Annotated in this window: 19 protein-coding genes and 1 pseudogene; 12 read left to right on the top strand and 8 right to left on the bottom strand. The window is 68.7% G+C overall.

Annotated features, from left to right (window positions below; all coding sequences use genetic code 11):
* Positions 1 to 378 precede the first annotated feature (378 nt).
* The 7 genes from OG875_RS19265 (at position 379) to OG875_RS19295 (ending at position 15,346) form a co-directional block, all read left to right on the top strand.
* Positions 379 to 1,488 (top strand): GNAT family N-acetyltransferase, encoded by a 1,110-nt coding sequence (locus tag OG875_RS19265; protein WP_330175462.1) that lies wholly within the window; start codon positions 379 to 381, stop codon positions 1,486 to 1,488.
* Positions 1,489 to 1,721: 233 nt separating this feature from the next.
* Positions 1,722 to 2,993, top strand: coding sequence for a glycosyltransferase (locus OG875_RS19270; RefSeq protein ID WP_443079271.1), 1,272 nt, complete (start codon positions 1,722 to 1,724; stop codon positions 2,991 to 2,993).
* Complete coding sequence (locus OG875_RS19275) at positions 2,990 to 3,796, top strand: polysaccharide deacetylase family protein (RefSeq protein WP_330175464.1); 807 nt, start codon at positions 2,990 to 2,992, stop codon at positions 3,794 to 3,796. The genes OG875_RS19270 and OG875_RS19275 overlap by 4 nt, the downstream gene beginning before the upstream one ends.
* A 348-nt stretch (positions 3,797 to 4,144) precedes the next feature.
* Complete coding sequence (locus OG875_RS19280) at positions 4,145 to 6,058, top strand: hypothetical protein (RefSeq protein WP_330175465.1); 1,914 nt, start codon at positions 4,145 to 4,147, stop codon at positions 6,056 to 6,058.
* Positions 6,051 to 7,808: a LamG domain-containing protein gene (locus tag OG875_RS19285; RefSeq protein ID WP_330175466.1), complete on the top strand. Its 1,758-nt coding sequence runs from the start codon at positions 6,051 to 6,053 to the stop codon at positions 7,806 to 7,808. The genes OG875_RS19280 and OG875_RS19285 overlap by 8 nt, the downstream gene beginning before the upstream one ends.
* A gap of 155 nt (positions 7,809 to 7,963) precedes the next feature.
* Entirely contained in the window at positions 7,964 to 14,827 is a 6,864-nt protein-coding gene (locus OG875_RS19290) for a polymorphic toxin-type HINT domain-containing protein (protein ID WP_330175467.1), read from the top strand.
* Between the two features lie 12 nt (positions 14,828 to 14,839).
* On the top strand, positions 14,840 to 15,346 hold the full coding sequence (locus OG875_RS19295) for a hypothetical protein (protein ID WP_330175468.1): 507 nt from the start codon (positions 14,840 to 14,842) through the stop codon (positions 15,344 to 15,346).
* A 116-nt stretch (positions 15,347 to 15,462) separates the two neighbouring features.
* Here the strand turns inward: OG875_RS19295 and OG875_RS19300 are convergent, their stop codons facing one another.
* From OG875_RS19300 to OG875_RS19310, 3 genes are read right to left on the bottom strand one after another with little or no spacing between them, the layout of a single operon-like run.
* Positions 15,463 to 16,770: a tyrosine-type recombinase/integrase gene (locus OG875_RS19300; protein WP_330175469.1), complete on the bottom strand. Its 1,308-nt coding sequence runs from the start codon at positions 16,768 to 16,770 to the stop codon at positions 15,463 to 15,465.
* A complete protein-coding gene (locus OG875_RS19305; RefSeq protein ID WP_330175470.1) occupies positions 16,770 to 16,997 on the bottom strand; it encodes a helix-turn-helix domain-containing protein in 228 nt (75 codons plus the stop codon). The genes OG875_RS19300 and OG875_RS19305 overlap by 1 nt, the downstream gene beginning before the upstream one ends.
* Positions 16,997 to 18,328, bottom strand: coding sequence for a replication initiator (locus OG875_RS19310; protein WP_330175471.1), 1,332 nt, complete (start codon positions 18,326 to 18,328; stop codon positions 16,997 to 16,999). The genes OG875_RS19305 and OG875_RS19310 overlap by 1 nt, the downstream gene beginning before the upstream one ends.
* A 269-nt stretch (positions 18,329 to 18,597) precedes the next feature.
* Here OG875_RS19310 and OG875_RS19315 point away from each other — a divergent pair, with 269 nt between their 5' ends.
* Complete coding sequence (locus OG875_RS19315) at positions 18,598 to 18,909, top strand: winged helix-turn-helix domain-containing protein (protein ID WP_330175472.1); 312 nt, start codon at positions 18,598 to 18,600, stop codon at positions 18,907 to 18,909.
* Here OG875_RS19315 and OG875_RS31030 read toward each other — a convergent pair.
* Together OG875_RS31030 and OG875_RS19320 are read right to left on the bottom strand one after the other, a co-directional pair.
* Positions 18,819 to 19,076 (bottom strand): DUF7848 domain-containing protein, encoded by a 258-nt coding sequence (locus tag OG875_RS31030; protein ID WP_443079142.1) that lies wholly within the window; start codon positions 19,074 to 19,076, stop codon positions 18,819 to 18,821. The genes OG875_RS19315 and OG875_RS31030 overlap by 91 nt on opposite strands.
* On the bottom strand, positions 18,983 to 19,234 hold the full coding sequence (locus OG875_RS19320) for a hypothetical protein (protein WP_330177813.1): 252 nt from the start codon (positions 19,232 to 19,234) through the stop codon (positions 18,983 to 18,985). The genes OG875_RS31030 and OG875_RS19320 overlap by 94 nt, the downstream gene beginning before the upstream one ends.
* Positions 19,235 to 19,507: 273 nt before the next feature.
* On the opposite strand from OG875_RS19320, the gene OG875_RS19325 reads away from it, so the two are divergent.
* From OG875_RS19325 to OG875_RS19335, 3 genes are all read left to right on the top strand, one after another.
* The gene (locus OG875_RS19325) at positions 19,508 to 20,227 is read left to right on the top strand and encodes an XRE family transcriptional regulator (RefSeq protein ID WP_330177814.1); all 720 of its coding nucleotides are present in this window, start codon (positions 19,508 to 19,510) and stop codon (positions 20,225 to 20,227) included.
* 2 nt (positions 20,228 to 20,229) lie between these two features.
* Entirely contained in the window at positions 20,230 to 20,700 is a 471-nt protein-coding gene (locus OG875_RS19330) for an NUDIX domain-containing protein (protein WP_330175473.1), read from the top strand.
* 235 nt (positions 20,701 to 20,935) lie between these two features.
* Positions 20,936 to 21,235, top strand: a complete 300-nt coding sequence (locus OG875_RS19335) for a hypothetical protein (RefSeq protein ID WP_330175474.1) — start codon at positions 20,936 to 20,938, stop codon at positions 21,233 to 21,235.
* A gap of 518 nt (positions 21,236 to 21,753) precedes the next feature.
* On the opposite strand, the pseudogene OG875_RS19340 reads toward OG875_RS19335, so the two are convergent.
* The 3 genes and pseudogenes from OG875_RS19340 to OG875_RS19350 all read right to left on the bottom strand — a co-directional run bounded on the left by OG875_RS19340 (position 21,754) and on the right by OG875_RS19350 (position 23,563).
* Positions 21,754 to 23,023, bottom strand: a pseudogene (locus tag OG875_RS19340) (tyrosine-type recombinase/integrase).
* Positions 23,020 to 23,205, bottom strand: coding sequence for a helix-turn-helix domain-containing protein (locus OG875_RS19345; protein ID WP_330175475.1), 186 nt, complete (start codon positions 23,203 to 23,205; stop codon positions 23,020 to 23,022). Before OG875_RS19345 ends, OG875_RS19340 begins: the two are co-directional and overlap by 4 nt.
* The gene (locus OG875_RS19350; RefSeq protein ID WP_330177815.1) at positions 23,198 to 23,563 is read right to left on the bottom strand and encodes a replication initiator; all 366 of its coding nucleotides are present in this window, start codon (positions 23,561 to 23,563) and stop codon (positions 23,198 to 23,200) included. The genes OG875_RS19345 and OG875_RS19350 overlap by 8 nt, the downstream gene beginning before the upstream one ends.
* Here OG875_RS19350 and OG875_RS19355 point away from each other — a divergent pair.
* Complete coding sequence (locus tag OG875_RS19355) at positions 23,519 to 23,863, top strand: DUF7848 domain-containing protein (RefSeq protein ID WP_330175476.1); 345 nt, start codon at positions 23,519 to 23,521, stop codon at positions 23,861 to 23,863. The genes OG875_RS19350 and OG875_RS19355 overlap by 45 nt on opposite strands.
* Positions 23,864 to 24,763 lie beyond the last annotated feature (900 nt).

Genomic DNA, 24,763 nt, shown 5'->3' on the forward strand with positions numbered 1-24,763 from the left:
TGATCGTGAGCAACCAGATCCTACGAGCAATGCGTTCGAATTGGGCAGGTGTTGCCCAACTCCGGTCACCAGCCGATACCGGCCGCGCACCTTCCGCACACATTCCCGAGGCGGTCGTCCGCGCATACGGGCTGGCCGCACGGTGTGCACCCGTCCCGCCCACCGGCATCCCCGGCACCATCAGTCCCATGTACAGGTTCTCCGGTCGTGTCGGCCGCGTTTCGTACCCGTCACGACATGGCCGACTGGCCCTGTACCGGAGGGATTTGGGCCGGTACCGTCCTTTTCGACGTGGAACGTGAGACATGAGCGTGCGCCCGTCGGGGGACGGCCGGTGACCGGCCGCGGCGGACGGGCCCGAGCGACCGGGGGGTCGAGTTGAGCGACGTACACGTACGGGGCACCGCCGCCGCCCGCATCCGTGTGGTGCGGCCGGAGGAGTTGGACACGGGAGAGATCGAGCGTTGGCGCGCGTTACGGGCCCGGTCCGGGGCGCCCGCCAATCCGTTCATGGAACCGGAGTTCACCCGCGCCGTCGGCCGCGTCCGGACCGGCGCCCGGGTGGCCGTCGTCCGGCGGGGCGACGCGATCACCGGCTTCTTCCCCTACGAGAAGGGCCCGTTGGGACACGGGCGCGCGATCGGCTTCGGCGTCTCGGACAGCCAGGGACCGATACTCGACCGCGAACACGCCCTCAAAGCAAGGGAGTTGCTACGGGCCTGCGCGCTCACCGGCTGGGAGTTCGACAACCTCGAAGCGGGCCAGACCCTGTTCGTCCCCGACGCCGCCGAGGCGTTCGCCTCCCCGGTCGTCGACCTCGGCCGGGGCTACGCGGCGTACGAGACGTCGCTGCGCGCGCGCTCGCCCAAGTTCTTCCGTACGACCACCGCCAAGGAGCGCCGGCTGACCCGGAAGACCGGCGACGTCCGGTTCGTCTTCGACGAGCGCGACTCGTCCGTCCTGCGCACGCTCATGGAGTGGAAGTCGGCGCAGTACCGCAGGACCGGCCGCCGCGACCGGTTCGCCCAGCAGTGGATCCGTTCACTGGTAAGGCAGTTGGCGGCCGAGCGCGCACCCGGATGCTCCGGTGTCCTGTCCGTGCTGTACGCGGCGGACCGCCCGGTCGCCGCCCACTTCGGGCTCCGCTCGCGCACGGTCCTGTCCTGCTGGTTCCCCGCGTACGACACCGGCTTCGCCACGTACTCGCCGGGCCTGATCCTCCATCTGCGGATGGCCGAGGCGGCGGCGGAGGCCGGGATCGGGCTGCTCGACCTGGGCCGGGGCGCCGCCGAGTACAAGGACGCGCTCAAGACCGGGGAACTGCGGGTGTACGAGGGGTCCTCGGTGCGGCGCGGGCCCCGGGCGGCCCTGTACCGGCTCGGCCACGAGCCGTCGCGCCGCGCGCACCGCTTCGTACGGAACCGGCCGGGGCTGGCCGGCCACGCGCGGCGCGCCCTCAAGCAGGTCGGCCGCTTCCGGGAGAGATGACCGGGCGGCCGGACCGGTCCGGGCCCGCGCAGAAACGCACCGGGCGTCACGCACCGGGCTTCGCCGACCGCCGACGCCCGTGACCCCGGCGCGGGGCGGACGTCCGGGCATCGAGGGCGCGGGCCCCGCGCACCACCCGTCGTACTCAGCCGCACCCGAGCGGAGGCAGCATGCCGCACCTTCCCCGCACGTCCGCACCGTCACCCTCACCGTCCCGTCCCCTGTTGCGCGACATCCGCGTCGCCGACCTGGATCTGGACCTGGACCTCGATCTCGGCCCGGACCTCGACACCGGCCCCGACGGCGAGCGGGGCGGCGTGCTGTCCCTGACCCCCGCGCCCGGCGGCCCGCCCCCGCGCGCGGGCGCCGTCTACGCCCTCGTACGGCTCCGGGGCCGCCCCGTCGGCACCGTCCTCACCACCGTCCCGGACGGCGCCGACCCCGCCGAGGTGCTCACCGCGGCCTTCCGCGCGCGGTACGCCGGGGGCGCCGCCCCGCCCCGCCCGGCGCCCCCGCCACGCGCCGCACCGCCCCGTACGACCGTCGTCGTCGCCACCCGCGAACGCGCGGACCGGCTCGGCCGCGCCCTCGACTCGCTCCTCGCGCAGGACCACCCGGACTACCGCGTCGTGGTCGTGGACAACGCGCCCCTCACCCCGGCCACCCGCACACTGGTCGCGGGCCGCTACGCGGGCCGCGTCGGCTACCTCCACGAGCCGGTGCCCGGACTGGCCGTCGCGCACAACCGGGGGCTCGCCGCCACCGACAGCCCATTCGTCGCCTTCACGGACGACGACGTCGTGGCCGACCCGCACTGGCTCACCGCGCTCACCGCGCCGTTCGCCGACGACCCGCGCACCGGCTGTGTCACCGGCCTCATCCTGCCCGCCCGTCTCACCACCCCCGCCCAGGTCCTCCTGGAGAGCCACGGCGGCTTCGCCAAGGGCTTCGAACCCCGGCTCCACGACCCCGCCGCGCCGCCCGCCGACCAGCCCCTGTTCCCGTTCACGGCGGGCAGCTTCGGCTCCGGCGCAAACATGGCGTTCCGGGCGTCCGCGCTGCGCGCCGTCGGCGGCTTCGACCCCGCCACCGGCACCGGCACCCCCGCCCGGGGCGGCGACGACCTCTACGCCTTCGTCCGCGTCCTGACCGCCGGGCACCGGCTGCGCTACACCCCCGACGCGCTGGTCTGGCACCACCACCGCGAGACCTGGCAGGACCTGCGCGACCAGGCGTACGGCTACGGGGCGGGCCTCACCGCCTACCTCACCGCCGTCGTCTGCCGCCACCCCGCCCTGCTGCCCGCGCTGCTCGCGAAACTCCCGCGCGGCCTGGCGCACGCCCGCGCCCTCACCGCCCACCGCGAGGCCCCCACCGCGCCGGGTGCCCCCGGCGCGCACGGCACCCAGGCGCACCCGTGGCCGCGCGTCCTGTCCCGGCTGGAGCGCCGGGGGATGCTGTACGGCCCACTGGGCTACGCGCGCGCCCGCTGGAGGACCCGATGACCACGCCGTCGCGAGACCCCGTCCCGGTGCTGCTGTACCACGCGGTGATGGACGACCCGCCCGCCTGGATCGCCGAATTCACGGTCAGCCCACGACAGTTCAGGGCCCAGCTGGACGCCGTCGTGGCCGGCGGCCGTACCGCCGTCCCGATCAGCACCCTCGCCGCCGCGCTCACCGGTGGCGCCCCGCTGCCGCCCCGCCCGGTCGTGCTCACCTTCGACGACGGATTCGCCGACCTCCCGGGCCCGACCGCCGCCGCGCTGGCCGACCGCGCCCTGCCCGCCACCGCCTATCTGACCACCGGCGCCCTCGCACCTGGCCCGGGGAGCCTGCTGCCGCCCGCCCCGATGATGACGCTCGCGCAGGTGCCGTCACTGGAACGGCACGGCATCGAGATCGGCGCCCACACGGTCACCCACCCGCAGCTGGACACCCTCCGCCCGGCCCAACTCGACCGCGAACTGCGGGAGTCCAAAACCGTGCTGGAGGACGCCCTGGGCCACGAGGTCCCCCACCTCGCCTACCCCCACGGCTACAACAGCCGCACCGTCCGCACCGCCGCCCGCCGCACCGGCTACACCTCCGCCGTCGCCGTACGCCACGCCCTCAGCTCCGCCGCCGACGACCCGCTCCGCATCGCCCGCCTCATCCTGCGCCGCACCCACACGGCGGCGGACGTGACCACCTGGCTGACGGGCCGGGGCGCCCGCACGGCCCCGTTCCCCGACTCCCCGACAACCACGGCCTGGCGCCTCTACCGCCGGGCCCACGCGACCCTCCGGGGGCCGCGCTTCGCGGGATAGACGTGACGGCCTGAAGCCGCAAGAAGTTTGCTGGGGTCGTTGCGACCGCGATGCTCCGCTGGGCTCTTTTGTTTTTTCTCACCGGACGGCTCGTTCGACCGAACGCAACTCCCCTTCCTCTCAGAACGATTCGGAGGCCAGCGCACGTCATCTCACCCCTGGTGCCTCGCGCATGACCGTACGTAATCTCGCGTTCGTGGTTGCAACTCCTTCGCGCATGTGACCGCGATCACTGTTGACGGGTTCTGGTCATCGCCACATAGTGGAGCGTCTTGTGTGCGAACTGTGAACGGATGAGGCGGAGTTGTGACCGGAAGAGTGGGTCGGCGGGTATGCCGAAGAGTGGGTGTGACGACCCTCGTGGCGTTGATGGCGGGCCTGCTTCCACAGGCCGCCGGAGCCGTGGAGTCGCCGACAGCCGCTGATCCCTCGGCGTCCGCACGGGCCGAGCGGTCGGGCGAGCCGGTCGAGGTCGTCTCGGAGCGAACGGAGTATTCGTCCACGGTCGCCAATCCGGACGGGACGTTCACGCTCACCCGGTCGTCAGTTCCGCAACGGGTGAAGAAGGCCGACGGTGCATGGGGGAGCGTCGACGCGACGCTCGAACGCCGGTCGGACGGCTCGGTCGGTCCCAAGGGCGCTGTCGTCGACCTGTCGTTCTCCGGTGGCGGGAGCGGCAAGGAACTGATCCGCCTCGGAGACGAACGGGGATCGATCTCACTGGGCTGGGTGGACGCGCTTCCCACGCCGGCACTCGACGGCGCGACCGCCACGTACGCGGAGGTCTTCAAGGGCGTCGATCTTCAACTGACCGCCACCGCCGAGGGCTTCCGCGAAGTGCTCGTCGTCAAGTCCGCGGACGCCGCGAAGAATCCGGAACTGGAGCAGATCGAACTCAGCACCTCCGCGGACGGCCTGACCATCCACCCGGGCGCGGGCGGTGGTCTCCAGGCGCACGACGAGGACGGCAACGTCGTCTTCGGCGGTCCCGCCGGCCAGATGTGGGACTCGGCCGGTGAGGACGAGGCGGACGTACCCGGACTGCGGCTCTCCCGTGCCCGGGAAGCGCTGGGACCGGTGGCGGTTGAGGACGACACCGCCCATCCGGGCAAGGGTGACGCCCGTGCGCTCCTGCCGGTGCGGGTGTCAGAGGACACCGTCGCGGTCGAGCCCGACCTCGCACTGCTCCGCGGCGAGAACACCGTCTACCCCGTGTACATCGATCCGCCGATCGGACTGGGAGACTCGGAACGTTCGGTGATCTCCTCCGACGGCGATCGCTTCTGGCAGTTCAACGGCGAATACGGAGTCGGGCTCTGCGCCACGGCAGCCCCTTACTACTGCACGATCGGCTCGTCCTACAAGAACCGGATGCTGTTCGAGTTCGCGCCGACGAACCTGGTGGGCAAGAGGGTGCTGGACGCCACCTTCCGGGCCCGCGAGACCTGGTCCTTCGACTGCAACCCCCACTGGGTCGACCTGGAGCGCACGGACAACATGTCGTCGGCGACGCGCTGGCCGGGCCCCAAGGAGCTCGACCAGATGGGCGACCGCAACGTGTCCGCCGGGCGGGGCAGGCTGTGCAATCCGGATCAGCCCGCCGCGTGGATCGAGTTCAACGACAACACCTCCGAGACGGACGAGAATCTGACCTCGACGGTGCGCGCCTTCGCGGACGGGAAATTCGCACGGCTGACGCTGATGCTGCGGGCGAAGGACGAGGAGGACCCGACCGCGTGGAAGCGGTTCGACGACAACGCGGAGCTTCAGGTCGTCTACGTTCCCAAGCCGGGTGTTCCGACGAGCACGGGAGTGATTCCCGGCAACGGGACGGTGCAGTACTGCGCGACCTCTGCCGCGAGTCCGACGATCGCCACGCGCGCCGACCCGATGGTTCAGGCCAGGGCCCAGACACTGGTGCAGCCCAAGGGCTCCGAGTCGACCGGCTCCCTCCGTACGACCTTCGTGGTCGAGCGGCAGCAGACCGACAACACCTGGGTGGGCAACTGGAGCACGGTGACCCCTGCGTCGGGGTTCCACCCGGACGACACCCTGGAGAAGGTGCGTCTGCCGGCGCGCTCGGACGGCACGCTGTACCGGCTGAAGGCGCGCACCGACTCGTTCTGGACCCTCGGTGGTGACATCGAGCGTCTCCTCGGCCTACTCGCCGTACTGCTACTTCCGGATCGACTCGAAGGCGCCGAGCGCACCGCGGATCACGGCTCAGGGGCCGTACCTGGGCTGTGTCGACTGCGTGGGTGAGGGGACTCCGGGGAAGCCGGGGACGTTCACGTTCGCGCCGGATCCGTCCGACACGGACATCAAGAACTACCAGTGGCGTCTGCTGACGATGCCCGCGGACGCGACGCGTCAGGTGTCCGGCTCGACGGTGGTGGTCAATGACGTCATGCCCATGCTGGCCGGTGAGCAGGTGCTCAGTGTGCGGGCCGGTGATCTGGACACGGCCGGGCGGGCGCGGTTCGGGCCGTGGGCGGAGTTCGCCTTCAAGGTCGCGGCTCCTGAGGGGCCGGTCGGGCGATGGCACTTCGACGACGCCGGACCGGGATCGACGTCCGTCACGGCGACGGACAGCGCGACGGCCGGTGTGCGTCATCACGCCACTCTCCGCCCGCCCACGACGCCGGGGACTGGTGCCTACTGGTCGGTCAAGGGCCGCCGGGGGACGGACGACTACTCCCTCGGTCTGAACGACGACACGGGCGATCCGGCGCAGGAGACCGCCTACGCGTCGACAACGGGCCCGGTGGTGAACACGAAGGACTCCTTCACGCTCTCCGCGTGGGCGCTGCTGGCGGACAGACAGAAGACCGGCACGATCGCCTCGGCCCCGGGCACGTACGGTTCCGCTTTCCAGCTCTCCTACTCGGGCACCGCGAAGAAGTGGGTGTTCGCACGCGTGGCCGCCGATGTGGCGAACCCGGTGATGGTGCAGTCGTCGGCCATGGCGTCCAACCCGGCCGGAGAGGTGTGGACTCATCTGGCGGGGGTGTTCGACACGTACGGCGACACCGACAAGACGAACGACACCATCCAGTTGTTCGTCAACGGACGGCCGCAGGGCCAGCCCGTGACACTGTCCGCGGCCAACCCGGCCTACACGCCGTTCACGTCGACCAAGGACATGATGATCGGCCGCTCCCCGGCCGGGGAGTACTTCACCGGGCGGGTGGACGAACTCACCCTCTGGCAGAGCGCGCTCACGCCGGACCTGGTCCGCCAGGACAGTGCCGCGCTCTCCCCGGAAGGGACACCGGCCACCGAACTGGTCGGCTACTGGGACACGGCGTCCGCTGCGGCCGGCGGCGTGGAGGAGTGGACGGACTACGCGTCCCTGGGCATGACCATCTCACCGACCGGGGCGGTGGCCCGTCCCGAGGAGAACGAACTCGATCTCGACGGGGTGACCGGCTATCTGTCGACCGGTGGTCCGGTGGTCGACGAGACGGGATCCTTCACGGTCACGGCCGACGTGAAGGTCGACAAGGCCCTCATGGAGACCAAACCGATCGGCTATCGCGGCCAGGTCTTCAGCCAGGCCACTTCCCAGGGCGGTGAGTCGTCGTGGGCGTTGTGGATCGAGAAGATCGACCCCGACGGGGACGGCATCGCCTCCTACTACTGGAAGTTCGGCCGTACCGGCACTGGTGCGAACGGTGCCGTGACCGGGCGGGCACAGGTCCCGTCCGAATTCGAGGCGGAACTCGGCACCTGGGTCCAGGTGACCGGTGTCCACGACGCCAACGAAGCGGCGGACGGGGGCTTCGGCAGCACCCACCTCTACGTGAACCAGTCCGAGCAGCCGTCGGCCGGCGAAGCCTCCTTCACCACACCGGTACAGGGCACGGGCGCGCTGACCTGGGGGCGCGGCTCGTCCGGTGGGCAGACCGGGCACTACTTGCCGGGCGTTCTGGACGAGGTCCGTGTCTGGACCGGGGCCATGACGCTGGACCAGGTCATCACCAAAGTCATGGGTGACCCGGGCGCCGAGTAGCCGTCGGCCCGGGGCGGCGGCACCGTCCGCCGCCCCGGGCCCGGCCGTACGACGCCTTACTCAATCTTGTGCACGACAGCGCCCCCGGACACGACGGTGGCGGACCGAAGCATGTGTCGTCCTCCTGAAGGCGGCCGGAATGGGGAGCGGATCCGATGAGGGGCAAGCACGGCACGGCCGACGGCGGCAGACCGCGCGTCAGGGCATGGATGAGCCGCATCGCCGTGGTGACGGGGATTGCCTTGATGCCGGGCCTGCTCACCCCAGTCGTGTTCGCGGACGATCCCGCGCCACTGGGTGCGCCGAAACTGTCCGCGCCCAAGGCGGCGGAGGTGACCCCGTTCACCGCGAAGGTGAACAAGAAGCAGGCCGCCTTGATGAAGAAGGCCGCCGACACACACCGTAAGGACACGGCGCGCGCGAAGCACGACCGGGCGACAACCGTGACCTGGCCGAGTGCCGGAAGCGCGACGCTGACTCCGTCGGGCACCGCTGCCGCGAAGACAGTGGTCGGCGGGCTTCCCCTCAGCCTCGCGGCCCCGCTGACCGCCGCGAAGAAGCAGACGCCCGTGACCGGCGCGGTGAAGGTCGCCGTCCTGGACCGTGGGCAGTCGGCAAAGATGGGAATCAAGGGCGTCGCACTGACCGTCACCGGACCCGCCCGAGGTGGCAGCGCGCAACTTGCCCTGAACTACGAGAAGTTCGCGTCCGCCTACGGTGCGAACTGGGCCGGACGACTCCAGCTCCAGCAGCTGCCCGAGTGCGCGCTGACCGATCCGACAGCGGCGAAGTGCCGCACCCGCACCCCACTGGACTTCACCAACGACCGCGCCCACAGCAGTGTGACGGCGCCCGTCACCTTCGCGCCCGCCGCACCGTCCGGCCCGCGGACCATGGTCCTCGCCCTCGCGGCCGGCAGCGAGTCCGGTGCCGGTGACTACAAGGCCACTCCGCTCGCCGCGTCGTCGACCTGGGAGGCCGGCGGTTCGTCGGGCACCTTCACCTGGTCCTATCCGCTGCGCACTCCCCCTGCCGCCGCCGGCCCCGCCCCGGACCTGTCCATCTCCTACGACTCGGGCAGCGTCGACGGCCGTACGGCCTCGACGAACAATCAGGGCACGGCCATCGGTGAGGGCTTCGACATCACCTCGTCGTACATCGAACGTAAGTACGGCTCGTGTGACGACGACGGTCAGGACGACAAGTTCGACCAGTGCTGGAAGTACGACAACGCCACCGTCGTCCTGAACGGGCAGGCCAGTGAACTGGTCAAGCAGGACGGCGACGGAGGCGCGCCGGGCGGGGCGGACGAGGCCGGTGTCTGGCGGCTCAAGAACGACCAGGCCGCGACCGTCGTCCACTCCATCGGGGCGGAAAACGGTGACGACAACGGTGAGTACTGGACCATCATCACCGGCGAGGGCACCAAGTACGTCTTCGGTCTCAACAAGCTCGTCGGGGCACCGGCCGACCAGCGCACCGACTCGGTGTGGACGGTCCCGGTCTTCGGCGACGACTCCGGCGAACCCGGTTACACGAGCGGCAGCAGCTTCTCCGGCCGGGACAAGAAGCAGGCGTGGCGGTGGAACCTCGACTACGTCGAAGACACCCACGCCAACGCCATGTCGTACTGGTACGCCGCCGAGACCAACCACTACGACAAGCTCGGCGACGACAACACCGGCACCGCCTACACGCGCGGCGGCTGGCTGAAGGAGATCCGCTACGGCCAGCGCGCCAACGCCCTCTTCAGTGGCAGCCCCGCCGCGTCCAACAAGGTGGTCTTCTCCTACAAGGAGCGCTGCGTCGCCACCGGTACCGGCTGCGATTCGCTGACCGAGGACACCCGGGACAACTGGCCGGACGTCCCCCTCGACGCGGTGTGCAAGGAGGGCGACGAGTGCACCGGCAACGTCAGCCCCAGCTTCTTCACGCGCAAGCGGATGACGGAGGTCTCCACCTACGCGTGGAAAGCCACAGCCGCCACCCCGGATTTCTACCCGGTCGACACGTGGGCCCTCAAGCAGCAGTACCTGGATCCCGGTGACACCGGTGACTCCGCCGACCAGTCGCTGTGGCTCGACGAGATCCGGCACACCGGACGGAACGGCACCGAGACAGCCCTGCCCCCGGTCACCTTCACCCACGAGTTCCTTGCCAATCGTGTCGACGGCAACAGCGACGACATCCTGCCCCTGCACAGGCCGCGCCTCTACACGATCACGTCCGAGACCGGCGCGCAGTCGGTGGTCAACTATCTGCCGGCCGACTGTGCCGCCGGACAGACGAAGCCCGCCGTCGACACCAACACCAAGCGCTGTTACCCGGTGTACTGGTCCCCGAACGGCGAGGAGACCCCCGTCCTCGACTGGTTCCAGAAGTACCCGGTCGAGGCCGTGACCACCACGGACCCGCACGGCGGATCCGAGGCCGTCGAGCACACCTACACCTACGCGGGTGGCGGTGCCTGGCACTACAACGACGACCCGATGACCAAGGAGAAGGAACGGACCTGGTCCATCTGGCGCGGCTTCGGCCAGGTCACCCACATCACCGGTCGCCCCGGCAGGACTCAGTCCAAGACCGTGACGGTGTACATGCGGGGCATGAACGGTGACCGTGTCCTGGGCGCCGACGGAAAGACCCCGCACGCGACCGACCGCAAGAGCGTCACCGTCACCGGCATCAAGGCCGCGGGGATCGCCGACACCGACCAGTACGCCGGGCTCACCCGTGAGTCGGTCACCTACAACGGTGCCCAGGAGGTGAGCGGCCGGATCAGCGACCCCTGGTCGAAGAAGACCGCCACCCAGCACAAGTCCTACGCCGACACCGAGGCGTACTTCGTCCGCGTCGCCGCGACACATGACCGCACCAACATCACGACCAGCGGCACCCCGCGCGACCGGGTCCGTTCGACAGTGACGGCCTACGACGACTACGGCATGTCCGAGACCGTCGAGGACAAGGGCGACAACGCGGTCACCGGCGACGAGACGTGCACGCGGACCTGGTACGCGCGCAACGACACGGCCGGGATCAACAACCTCGTCTCCCGGACCCGTACCGTCGCCAAGCCCTGCGCCACCACGGACACGGCTCTCGACCTCCCGGCCGACTCCACCCGCCCCGGTGATGTCGTCTCCGACAGCGCGACCGCCTACGACAGCACCACTTGGACGCCGTCCCAGCAGCCCACCAAGGGCGAGGCCCGCTGGACAGGCCGCGCCGCCTCGTACGGGAGCGACAACCAGCCGGCCTGGCAGAAGACGACGACGGTCACCTATGACGCCCTCGGCCGCCCGCTCACCGTCAAGGACACCAACGACGCCACCACCTCCTCCACCACCTACACACCGGCCGCGACCGGGCCCCTGACCGCCGGCACCGTCACGAACGCCAAGTCCCACGCCACCACCACCCTGTTCGACTACGCGACCGCCGCCCCGCTGAAGGTCACCGCCCCGAACACCAGGATCACCGAGTCCACGTACGACGCGCTCGGCCGGATCAAGCAGGTCTGGCTGCCCAACAGCCTCAGGTCCGGGGGCAAGAGCCCCAACTACGTGTACGACTACGGGATCACGGCGACCGATCCGCCCTGGGTGTCCACCGGGACCCTGCAAGGTGACGGAGCCGGCTACAACACCACGTTCGAGATCTACGACTCCCAACTGCGTCCGCGTCAGACCCAGTCACCGTCGCCACTCGGCGGCCGGGTGATCGGACTGACGATGTACGACGACCGGGGACTCGCGGTGTCCTCCCAGTCGGACATCTGGGACGACGAGACAGCGCCGACCTCCGTCATCGCCCAGACCGAAGGCGGTCAGGCTCCGGTACAGACCGACACCACCTACGACGGTGCCGAGCGCGCGACCAAGACAGTCACGGCGCACTTCGGGCAAGTCCGGTGGACCACCGACGCGACCTACACCGGTGACACCGTCACCACCACAGCCCCCGCCGGCGGCCAGGCCACCGCCATGGTCACCGACGCCCTCGACCGGACCACACAGCGCCGCGAGTACGCGGGCACCCAACCGACCGGCAGCGACTTCACCACGACCGACTTCACGTACGCCCCGGCCGGCCAGCAGGCCACCGTCACCGGTCCCGACCAGGCCAAGTGGACCTACACCTATGACCTGTTCGGCCGGAAGGCCACCGCGGCCGACCCCGACTCGGGCACGTCCTCGACCAGTTACGACGCACTCGACCAGCCCGTCTCCACCACCGATGCCCGCGGCAAGACCCTGATGTCCGAGTACGACATCCTGGGGCGCCGGACCGGGTTGTGGGACGGCAGCAAGACGGACCCGGCCAAGCTCGCGGCCTGGACCTTCGACACCCTCCTCCAGGGCCAGGCCGACACGGCGGTGCGCTACGAAGGCGGCCTGACCGGCAAGGCGTACACCACCAAGGTCACCGCCTACGACCCGATGTACAACGTCACGGGCAGCCAGTTGACCCTGCCCGCCACGGACCCGCTGGTCACCGGGGGAGTACCGGCCACCCTCAACTTCTCCACCGCCTACAACGTCGACGGCACCGTCCGCAGTTACACCCATCCGGCCGTGGGCGGGCTCCCGGTGGAAGGATTGTCCAACAAGTACAACGACCTGGGCCTCCAGACCACCGCGAGCGGCACCGGCGCCTACCTCACTGCCGCCGCCTACTCCGAGCTGGGCGACACACGCCAGCTCACCCTCGGCACCAACCAGAACCTCAACCAGACGTACGGGTACGAGCCCGGCACGCGCCGTCTGAAGACCTCGGTCGTCAGCGACACCCTGCATCCGGGCCGGACCCAGGACCTCACCTTCAACCAGGACGACGCCGGAAACATCACCTCGATCTTCGACGCCGCGACCCAGGGCACGGGCGGCACGACGAAGACCGACAACCAGTGCTTCACCTACGACGGCCACCGCCGCCTCGTCGAGGCCTGGACGCCGCGAACTCCCGACTGCGCCACCACCGGCCGCACCACGGCCAACCTCGACAGCGCGGCTCCCTACTGGTCCAGCTACACCTACACGCAGGGTGGCCAGCGCAAGACCGAGACTAAGCACGCCTCCGCGGGCAACAGCACCACGACGTACGCCTACGGCACGTCGACCGGTCAGCCGCACCCGCTCACCGGGACCACCGGGGCGAAGACAGGCACGTACACCTACGACAAGACCGGCGGTACCACCAGCCGCCCCGGTGTCCAGGCCCAGCAGACCCTGACGTGGAACAGCGAAGGCAAACTCGCCACGACAGCGGAACCCGTGGCGGGCACCAAGCCGGCCACCGGCACCAGCTATCTCTACGACGCAGACGGCGAACTCCTCATCAGCCGCAACACCACGGGCGACGGGGACACCGTCCTCTACCTCGGTGACGGCAGCGAGGTCCGGCTCACCACCCAGGGAACGACCAAGACCCTGGCAGGCACCCGCTACTACACGGCCGCGGGGAAGACCATCGCCGTCCGTACCGCGACTTTGGGCACGAGCGGCAGCAGACTCACCTTCCTCGCCGGCGATCACCACGGCACTTCCAGCCTCGCCATCGACGCCACCACCCTGGCGGTGACCAAGCGCTACACGACCCCCTTCGGCGCCCCGCGCGGCAGCGCCGCCGGGACCTGGCCGGACGACAAGCTCTTCCTCGGCAAACCCGCCGACGCGGCGACCGGCCTCACCCACATCGGCGCCCGCGAATACGACCCGGGCATCGGCCAGTTCATCAGCGTCGACCCACTCCTCTCCCTCGACCAACACCAGTCCTTCAACGGATACTCCTACGCAAACAACCGCCCCCCGACCGGCAGCGACCCCAGCGGCCTTCGAGACCCGGGCGGCGCACAGTGCGGCATCATCTCGCCCTGCACGGGTGGTGGCCCTGAATGGCAACCCAGCCCCGGCTCCGGCGGTGGAGGGGGCGGCGGTGGTGGTGGCGGCAAGGGCGGAAGCGGCGGCACCGCAACCACACCCAGCAACTCAAAACCAACACCCTCACCGAGCCCCGGCCCGGCTCCCTACATAACGGGCCCCGCTGAAGTGCCGTTCTTCTTCCAATTGGTCGCCGCGCTTGTTCTGCCGGACCCCGAGGCATGGGGGAACTGCATCGATTCTCCCGGACTCACACTCGACTGTGGTTCGGCCGCAGGTGACATTCCCACTCCGTTCACCAAAGCCTTCAAGCTGCTCAAGCTCAAGAAGGTCGACAACGCCGTCGACGCCGCCAAGAAGAAGCCACGCGGCTGCAAATGCTTCCTGGCCGGCACCGACGTACTCATGGCAGACGGAAAAACCAAAGACATCGAGGAAGTCAAGCTCGGTGACAAGGTACAGGCCACAGACCCGGAAACAGGCGAGGCAGGCGCTCGAGAAGTGACCCGCCTCATCGTCACCGAGGATGACAAGCGCTTCAACACGCTGTCCGTCGCGACCGACAGAGGCATCGAAACACTCACCGCGACCCACGAGCACCCCTTCTGGTCCCCCTCGGAGAACCGCTGGGTCGAAGCTGGCCAACTGAAACCGGCCATGACCCTGCTCACCGACGACGGCACCACCGTCATCGTGACCGCGAACCGCGCCTACGCCAAGCACGCGCGCACATACAACCTGACCGTGGACGACCTCCATACGTACTATGTGCTGGCGGGTGAGACGCCGGTACTCGTTCACAACAGCAACTGCACAAATTGGGCCGCCAATAGCGTGAAGACATGGGGGCACACATTCAAGACTCATGGTGCCGGAGCGAAGAACACGAAGGCTCTGACCGATCGCGCTCGTAGTACCGGGAATCAGCAGGGTCAATGGCTGGATAATGACGGCGCTGCAGAGTTCTTGAAGGGACTCCATGTCGAAGGGGCCGGTCCCAGGTCGGTGCGCATTCCGGATGGGTTGGGGCAGGTAATCATGCCGGATGGGAGTATCGTCCAAGCGCGGGCAGCTACCATCGTCCCGAGTCCAAATGGACTGTACAAGACGGGATTCCCGATTATTGGCCCGAACTAGGAGGCTGGAGAGATGACCTTCTCTGTGTCGTTCAATCCGGCCGTGCAGTCTGGTGCTGCGGCTCCTGCTCTAGCGAGTCTGGAGCCGGGTGACGATTACGAAACCCTCGTCATGGAGGCGTGTAGCGCCCTCTCCGATGCTGGAGGCGGCAGATTCCACATTGGCGGTTTCGGGAACGATGAGTGGCCGCTCGATGTCGGGTATGACTTGTCTGCCTTCATGGAGCAGTTCCCGTCGCTGATGGCGAGTGTGCGTGAACGTCGCGAAGTCGAGGTGGATCTTTACTCGCAGGGTATCGAGAGGACTTTGACCTTCCGTCCAAGCGAGGACCTGGTGATGATTCACTGCGAGTCGCGGACCAATTGGGTTCCAAACCCAGAGTTCGAGAGCATTGCGCAAAGTGAGCTAGTCGCGATGCTCTCGAAATTGGCCGAAGACTTCGCACGGGGGTTGAAGGCGATTAAGTTCGACCTGTCGGAGGCCGCACCATTCGATCGTTGGCTGGAGGGTGAGGTGTAGCCTCACGGCCCGATCCTGCAATCCACGTGTTGGATAGCAGTAGCAAAATTGAAGCCCCGCCAGGTGTGTCCTGGCGGGGCTTCTGCGGTGAGTGACGGCAGTAGTTGACGGCAACGTCAGTGGACGGTGGCTCCGCACAGCGGCGGGTCATCGCCGTTGTCGCGGGTCGACTCGTCGTTGCCAGGGATGTCAAGGGCGGTGCCGAGGGTGTCTATGGCCTGGCGCTGGAGGCGGAGTCGCACATGGGCGTAGACGGTGGCGGTGACGCCGATGTGGGCGTGGCCGAGGAGTTCCTTGATCACGACGAGTTCGACGCCCTGTTCCAGGAGCAGGGTGGCGGTGGAGTGTCTGAGGTCGTGGAAGCGGATGCGGCGGAGGCCGGCCTTACGGAGGAGTGTGGTGAAGGTCCGGGTGAGGTTGGTCGGGTCGATCGCTCTTCCCTGCGGCGTGGTGAACACGTACCCGTTGTGCTGCCACTCGGCGCCCGCCGTGTCACGGTCGCTCTGCTGCTCTTCGTGGCGGTGCTTCAGCGACTGGATGCAGCGGTCAGGGAGGGCGATGCGGCGCTCGGAGGCCCGAGTCTTGGTTGGCAAAGCGGTGAGGCCGTCTGTGTTGGTGCGCTGCAATGTTCGGCGGATGGCAGCGGTGCCCCGGTCAAGGTTGAGGTCTTCCCAGCGGAGACCGAGGAGTTCACCCTTGCGGAGCCCGGTGTGGAGAGCGAGTTCGAACAGGGCGTGCAGCCGGTGTTCGTTCGCGGCGGCGAGGAAATGGCGGGCTTCTTCAGCGGTGAGTGGTTCGAAGCGTCGGGGCCGAGGCGTGCCGGTGCGGACGTTGCGGGCGACGTTGCGCGGGATCTCCTCCTCGCGCACGGCGTGTTCCAGGGCGGACTTGAGGACGGAGTGGATGTAGGTCAGCGTCAGCGGCGAGAGCCGTTTGGAGCAGCATGTTCCGGTGGCGCAGCAACGGGGTTGATCGCGGCCGGCGTCGATGCTGCGGGCACAGCACTGGCAGGTGGTGCGGAGTTGGTTGAGCCAGGTGCGGACGTCCCTGGCGGTGAGCTTGGCGAGCTTCTTCTTGCCCAGGCCGGGGATGAGGTAGTTGTTCACGCAGGCGGTGTAGCGGGTGTGGGTGTTCTCGCGGAGGTGGTGGACGGCAACGGCCTTCAGCCAGTACGTCAGGTACGCGGCTAGGCTGCCCTGCGCGGAGGGTACGGGGACCCCGCGGTTGCTGTTGGCGATCTTCTCGGTGAGCTTGGCCAGGGCTTCCTTGCGGGTGGTGCCGTAGACGCGGACGCGCTTGCGGGTGTTGCCGCGGGCGAGGACATATCCGGCGGCCTCCCAGCGGCTGTCCTTGCGCTGGTAGACGGTTCCGTCACCGTTGGCGCGGATACGGCGGGAGGCGGGGGTGTCGCGGGGTGTGGTCATCAGGCGGCGGCTTCCTGTTCGAGGCGGGTGCGGATGAAGTCGGTGAGGGCGTGGGTGGGGATGCGGCGGGCGCGGCCGAGGGTGATCGAGGTGAGCTGGCCGGAGCGGAGCAGGTCGTAGACGGCGGAACGGCCGAGCTGGAGGCGGGCCATCACCTGGGGCACCGTGAGCAGATCCAGCGCCGGTGCCACCTCCGTGCGGAGGACGGTGGGCGGGGGCGGGATCATCAGCAGCCCCCTTCCGCGATGAACTGCCGTTCCAGTTCCTTGCGGTGCCACACGCCGGCCGCGAGGAGCGCGGCGCCGGGGCTGTAGCCCGAGCCCAGGTAGTCCCACCGACCGACGACGAGCGTGGTCGTCGGGTCCGGCTCGGGCAGGCCGGTGTGGGTGCGGGCCTGTTCGGTGCGCCAGGCGCGGCGGGCGTCGCGCAGCGCGCCGAGGGTGGTGGAGTAGCTGCGGGACTTGGTGGAGAAGTGGCCCCGGAAGCCGAGCATGTGCGCCCACTTCCAGAGCTTGAGATCGGCGAACTCCGGCAGCTTTCCCAGCTCCCAGCAGGTGCGGATCATCTGCCGCACGTGCCGGGCGACGGCGAGCCGGGGCAACGGCCGGGCCTGCCCGGTGCCGCCGCAGGCGGTGCACGGGAGCGGGGTCCCGTGGGGGAGGACGGTGGCGCCGCGTCCCTGGCAGGGGCGGCAGAACAGGGCGCGGTCGAGGGTGCCGGAGGCGTCGGCGGACTTGGTGGCGTATTTCGCCACGTAGGCGGCCACGGCCTGGTCGGTGAGTTCGGCGTCGGTGCCGAAGGAGGCGATCTCGCGCACGTCGAACTGTTCGCCCCAGCCGAGTTCGCGTTCCCCGACCGCATCCGAGGCGACCGTGACGCGGACCCGCGCGGCGGCGGCGCGGGCGGCCTTGGTGAGTACGGCGACGGTGGCGTACGGCGGCGGGGGCTGGCTGCTGCCGTCCGGGCCGTCGAGTCGGATGACGGCGTGGAAGTGGACCAGACCGCGCTGCTGGTACTCGGCGACCTTGGCGAAGGACACCCGCAGGACCGCGCGGGCCGCCTTCTGGGTCATGCCGAGCCCGGCGGCGATCTCGCGGCGCAGGTAGGTGGTGAAGCGGGCCCACAGCGTGGAGGCGTAGGCGTTGAACAAGACCGCGCCTTCGTAGTCGTACGTCGCGGGGTTCAGCGGCGTCCCGATCAGGGCGTCGTTAAGTTCGTGGAGCTTGCGGCAGCGGCAGGGCCGGATGTCGCCGCCGGGGGTGGTGAGGCGGTTGTGGACGGGGCCGAAGGATGGCGGGGTGAGAGTGACGAAGACGCGGGGGTGGGTGCGGACGGCGTCGGGCACGGTCTTGCCGCCGGAGAGGCCGGCGCGGATGAGGTGGTAGGTGTCGGCGGCGTAGAGGCGGGAGCAGGCCGGGCAACGGGAGGCGCGGCGGTTGCCGCACGTGGTGAGCAGGCTGCCTGTGGGCTCGTCGGAGGAGGCGTAGGAACGCAGGGCCTCGCCGGTCGTGGTGTCGGCGGTGGTGGTGTGGCACAGGCGAGCGCCTTCCGGCCGCACGCGAACTGCAACGACGCTTCGGCATCGCCAGCTCCACGGTCCAAAACGCCCTGCGGCTCCTCAAGCGCGAGGGGCTGATCTACTCCGTCCTCGGCAGGGGCAGCTACGTCCGCACGCAGGAGACACCGGCCGAAGGGGAGCCGGAGACCCCAGCGGCAAACGACGGGGCTGATCCCGGCGAGTCCGATCCCGCGTACACAGGCCTCGGGGATCGTCAGCGCGGATCGCAGACCGCCACCAGCCCCGCTGACGATCCCCGCCCCCCATATGTGCGGACTGCGAACACGCTCCGCAAGCAGATCCAGGACGGCCAGCTCGCACCCGGTGCCAAGCTGCCGCCTGCCCGCGAAATGCAGGAACAGTTCGGCATCGCCAACTCCACCGCGCAGAACGCCTTGCGGGTCCTCAAGGAGGAAGGGCTGATCTACTCCGTGCAAGGCCGAGGCGTCTTCGTCCGCGAACTCAGCCCGCGCGATCAGCTCCTCAACCGTTACAACGAGATGCTCGACGAGAGCATCGCCCAGCGCCAGGCGGACGAGGAAGCAGTACGGCTCAGCGGCAAGTCCGATGAAGAGGCGTAAAGGACCGGCTCCGCGTCCGGCTCGCGGTCGGGCTGGATACTCCAGGTCTCGTAGCGCAGGACCGAGCGAGGGGTCACCGTCCCCACCTCCGGTTGGCCACGGCCACCTTCGCGCTCAACTCCTCCGTCGGAGTCGGCGAACGTACGTCTTCGGGTGGCACGTCCCACTCCCGCCCACCGCGCGGCGGCCGAAGCTGCACGTACGTCCCCACATGCCCCATCACCACGCCCACCTTGCCGCTCCGCCGGTCGACCACCAGGGCGCCGGCATCGGGCGAGACGGTGTGCCCGTCGGCATCAGGGGTGGGGACCGTCATCGGGACCACCCCGGCGAGGCGGTCCGCGACCGGGCGTCCAGTCGCAGGGCGGGAACACATGGGGTGGCGCTCATTCGCACGGTGACGCTCCTCGGCGGCGTTGATGCGTGCCCCTGGGCCTGTTGGTGCCGCAGGGTCGGCACCGATCCTTACGCCGGTCACCGGGACGAAGGAACCTCCACCAAACCCCACTTCAGGACGTCCCACGCCGTGTAGAACGTCCCTGGTGCCGTCCTGAGACGAAGGGGGAGACTCGTGCCGAACGAGAGACTACGAGCCGTCATGGCGGCGGGAGGCTGGACGTACGCCGTACTCGCTCAGCAGGTCGAGGTCGACCCGAAGTCGGTCGAGCGCTGGGTGAACCTCGGGCGTATCCCACGTCGTGCCACCGCCCTCCAGGCGGCCAAGGCCCTGGGAGAAGACGTGCACGCACTCTGGCCGGCGCTCCGCCAGGCCCGCCCCGCCCGCGCCATCAGCCCCGAGCTGGTCGCGCTCTACGAACAGCGGGCCGATATCCCCGTCTCGACGTTCACCGACCTGATGACCCAGGCCCGGGAACAGATCGACATCCTCGTCTACGCGGCCGTCTTCCTCCACGAGGCGTACCCCCGGTTGAACGAACTCCTCACCGAACGCGCCGCCGAAGGCTGCACCGTCCGCATCGCGATCGGGGACCCCGACAGCGACAACGTCCAAGCCCGCGGCCAAGAGGAGCGGTTCGGCCACGGCATCGAATCCCGCTGCTGCCTCGCCCTCATGCACTACAGGCCCCTCGCCGGCACCCCCGGCATCGAAGTCCGCACCCATGGCACCACGCTCTACAACTCCCTCTACCGCGCCGACGACCAGCAACTCGTCAACGCACACGTCTGGGGCGTCAACGCCTACGCCGCCCCCGTATGGCATCTTCGCCGTCACGAGACAGGCGGCATGTTCGACACCTACGCCGAGAGCTTCGACGCCGTGTGGACGACGGCAACACCCGTACGAGAGGACGGCTGACCGTGGCCCGCACCGAGTACTACGACGACCCGAACGCCCCCAGGCCGAACAGCATGGTCGTCGCCGCGTCCGCCGTCGTCACCGACGACCACGGGCGCATCCTCCTCCAGCGCCGCCGCGACAACGACCTATGGGCTCTGCCCGGAGGCGGCATGCACCTCACCGACTCCCTGCCCGGCACAGCCGTCCGCGAGGTCAAGGAAGAGACCGGCCTCGACGTGGAGATCACCGGCCTGGTCGGCACTTACACCGACCCGAAGCACATCATCGCCTACACCGACGGTGAGGTCCGCCGTCAGTTCAACGTCTGCTTCACCACCCGCATCACCGGCGGCCAACTGGAGATCTCCGACGAGTCCACCGAACTCCGGTTTGTGCCATCAGAAGAGATCGAGCGGTTGCCGATGCACCACACCCAACAACTCAGGCTCCAACACTTCCTGGAACAGCGCGAAAGGCCGTACCTGGGCTGAACCGTCTGACGGCAGTAGCGACGGCAACAACCCCGCACAACCACGGACACCCACGCACTTCACCAGACCAGCAAACTGCACTTGACCTGCGAAAAAGCAGGTCAAAGGCTTCGCGTAGCACACGTACTATGTGCTGGCGGGGGCTAGGCCGGTACTCGTCCACAATTGCAACGGAAAGCTCGCTGACCTTCCGGTCCATGAGAGGCCGACACGTTTTTATGCAAAGGCGAGTGAGATGCTGGACCGCATCCAGGGGAACCCTGCGACTCGCGAGCAGATGTATGGCAGCGCCGATGCAGGGCACGGCGGTGTGACATCGCTGAGTAAGGACGACCTGATCCGATTCGGCGGGCCGAATGGACGTGAACCAATTACCGGGTTCAGGGACTTCGCTCCTGGGGATGACATAAATCTTCCCGGATCCCGGCTGCATATCGCTGACGGGAATAACAGAACCGAGAAGATAAGGAACCGCGTTCTGGATGGGCGGATGCACCCGGATACACTCATTGAAATGATGATCGGAGGGAATTAGTGGAGGTGTGGGCTGTCCGACTGGAGTCCTCCGTACACTTCACGGCGTACGTGCTGCGTGGGGATGGTGAGCTTCCCGAGAGGACCTGGGTGTGCCTGCGGTCCCCTGAATCACTGCCGCCGGTGTCCTGGCTCGGCTGTTGGAGCACTCAGGGCAGGGTCGATGCTGGCCAGGTGGGTCGATTGCTGGATGCCATCCAGCAATCGATTGGGGAGCCCGTGGCTGTTGGCCCTTATGGGCCAATAGTCAGAGCTTCGATCTACTTCGATTCTTGGGATTCTTGGGGGGGTGGGTCTCCGCGTCCGATTGCTGGGTTCCGGCCGTGGGAATCCAATCCGAGAGGGATCGAAGAAATAGGCGTCAAATCTCTTGACTTCTCGCGTGGAGGTGTGCAGGTCGAGGTTTGAGATGCCTTGTTCGGGCGATTCCCCGTAGAACATCTGAGGAATTACGCTGCTGCCCCCACCGGGGAATCCGGTGGGGGCAGCAGCGGTTTGGGAGGGGGCTTGACGGCAACGTCAGCGGACGACGGCTGGGGCAGGTGGGTCTTCAGGTCCATCGTCGGTCGACCCGAGGGCCTTGCCGAGGGTGTCGATGGCTTGGCGTTGGAGGCGGAGTCGGACGTGGGCGTAGACGCCGGCGGTGACGCCGATGTGGGCGTGGCCGAGGAGTTCCTTGATCACGACGAGTTCGACGCCCTGTTCCAGGAGCAGGGTCGCGGTCGAGCGGCGGAGGTCGTGGAAGCGGATGCTGCGGAGGCCGGCCCGGTTGAGGAAGCTGCGGAAGCGGCGGGTGAGGTTGGCAGGATCGAGAGGCCGCCCGGTCGGCGTGATGAAGACGAGGCCGCTGTCTCTCAACGCTGACCCTGCGATCTCTCGCTCCGTGTCCTGCTGCCTGCTTGTGCTCTTTGAGGGAGTGGAGGTATTCGGTGGGGAGGGCGATTCGGCGTTCGGATGCCCGGGTTTTGGTGGGCAGATGCGTGAGGCCGCCGGTGCGGGTGCGCTGGAGTGAGCGCCGGATGCTGGCCGTTCCGGTGGTGAGGTCGAGGTCTTCCCAGTGGAGGCCGAGGAGTTCGCCCTTGCGGAGTCCGGTGCGCAGGGCGAGTTCGTACAGCGCGTGGAGCCGGTCGGCGCGGGCGGCGTCGAGGAACTGGCGGGCCTCGGCCGCTGTAAGCGGACGGAAGCGCCTAGGCTGGTGCGTGGTGGTCTTGACGTTGCGAGCGACGTTGCGCGGCAGCTCGTCTTCGCGGACCGCGTGTTCCAGCGCTGATTTAAGCACCGAGTGCACGTAGGTCACGGTCAAAGCGGACAGCCGCTTCTGGCAGCACTCGCCGATGGCGCAGCACCTCTTCCGTTCGGTGTCCAGTCCCTGAGCGCAGCACTGGCAGGTGGTGCGGAGCCGGTCAAGGAAGGTGCGGACGTCCTTGGCGGTGAGGCGGGCGATCTTCTTGACGCCGAGGCCGGGGACGAGGTGGAGTCGGACGCAGGCGGCGTAGCGGGTGTGGGTGTTCTCGCGGAGCCGGTGGATGGCGACGCTGCCCAGCCAGTAGGTGAGGTAGTCGGTGACGGTGCTGTCGGCCGTGGCGACGGGGAGGCCGAGGTTGCTGTCGGCGATCTTCTCGGCGAGTTTGTCGGCGGCTTCTCTCCGCGTGCTGCCGTAGACACGGACGCGTTTGCGGGTGCCGTTGGCGGCGAGGACGTAGCCGGCGGCTTCCCAGCGGCCGTCCTTTCGCTGGTAGATGGTGCCTTCACCGTTGGCGCGGGCCGTCTTGCGCTTGGGGGCGGTCATCGCGCGGCCTCTTCCAGGTGGTGCTGCACGTAGTCGTCCAGGGCGTGGGCGGGGATGCGGCGGGCGCGGCCGATAGTCAGCGAGGCCAGACGGCGGGTGCGCATCAGGTCGTAGAGGGCGGAGCGGCCGATCTTGAGACGGGCCATCGCCTCGGGCACGGTGAGGAGTTCGTCGTCACGCACCGGCTGTCACCGCCTGTTCGCGTGCCGGGCCGCCATTGATGAGTGCGGCAAGGCGTTCAAGGTCGGGAGTGAGGCCGGTGCCCTCGTAGGCCCAGTGGGCGATGACGAGAGTGGTCGGGGAGGGCGGAGGGGTATGGCGGCGTTGCCAGGCGGCTCGGGCAGCGCGGAGGGCGCCGAGGGTGGTGGGGTAGGTGCGGGTCTTGGTGGAGAAGTGGCCGCGGAAGCCGAGCCTGTGGGCCCACTTGCGCAGGTTCAGGTACTTGAGGTCGTCGCGGGCGCCGAGGGCCCAGGCGGTGCGGATCATGCGGGCGGCGTGCTCGGGTACGGATTCGAACCCGAGGTCGGTGATCCTCTTCAGCTGGTGGTCGAGGGTGCCGGTCGCGGCTTCGGTGCACGTCTACATGCGACGCCACCCGGAGGGCCACCAGCGAGCCCCCGCACCGTCTACCGGCACGTCACCCACGCCATCCGCCACGCCCCTGAAGGTGGCATCACCTACGAGGCGTTCTGCGCCACTGCCGACTGCGGAGCCGAATCCGGACCCCACGCCGAGCAGGAAGCCGCACAGGACTGGGCGCTCCGCCACACCGGACGCATCGGCCACGACCTCTTCAGACGCGTCGTCACCGACCACGCCAAGGCCACCCGAGCCGAATAGAGCCCCGTCGGCAACCGGAACAGGACCCACACGCCGCAGACCATCGCACCAGGCCAGAAGCCCAGCCGAACGCTCAGCCACCGGCCACGGCGTACCGCCGAAGCGGGGTGCGTCCAAACTTTCTCTACGTCTTCAAGGCGACCCGCTGACGCGGGTCGCGCACGGCACGGCCGCCCACCCGGCCCGCTCTCGGCTCCGCCACCGCGGGCCGGCCAGCGACCAGGCCGCACAGAAACAGCACAGCGTTGCGCCGGAAGCGAGGAGAAGCCGGACGCGCCCGCCCGGCGAGCGCCAGGCAGACGGCGAGGCGACGGCGGGGAGTTGGCCGAGGGCAGGCTCGGAGGTGGGGGCGGTCGGCTCCGTGGGCTTTACCCACCTCCCCGGGCAGGACACCGGCCAAAGCCCACTCCGCCACCCTCGCGCGCGTGGCCGTCTGACGGCAACGCCGACGACAACACAGGCGCACAACACGGCACTTCCCCGCACACCCACGGACAGGCCGGAATTCGCCGACCAGCGAAAACGCAGATGACAGCACTTCGGCCAGCACACGTACTATGTGCTGGCGGGGGCCACGCCCGTACTGGTTCACAATTGCGGAACAGGTCCCCGAGATGGCGCAGGTCTGGGTCCGGATGAACTCATGTCGAAGGCAGAAGAGCTTCGAGATGAGTACGCCGGAGAAATGGCCCAGCTCTCCAATAGGAAGAGGCCAGCCACTGTCACGGCTGGATACAATTCGGAGACCGGACAGTACGCCGCAGGTGCATCGTCCAAGGGCGTCTGCGCAGAGACTTGCGTCGTCAATCAGCTCGGAGGCGACCCGTCGAAGATTGTATTCACTACTGCCGTAAGGCCTCGGACCGGGGCGCCGATCAATATTTGCGTCTCATGCGAAGG

The sequence above is a fragment of the Streptomyces sp. NBC_01498 genome (assembly GCF_036327775.1).
Lineage (GTDB): Bacteria > Actinomycetota > Actinomycetes > Streptomycetales > Streptomycetaceae > Streptomyces.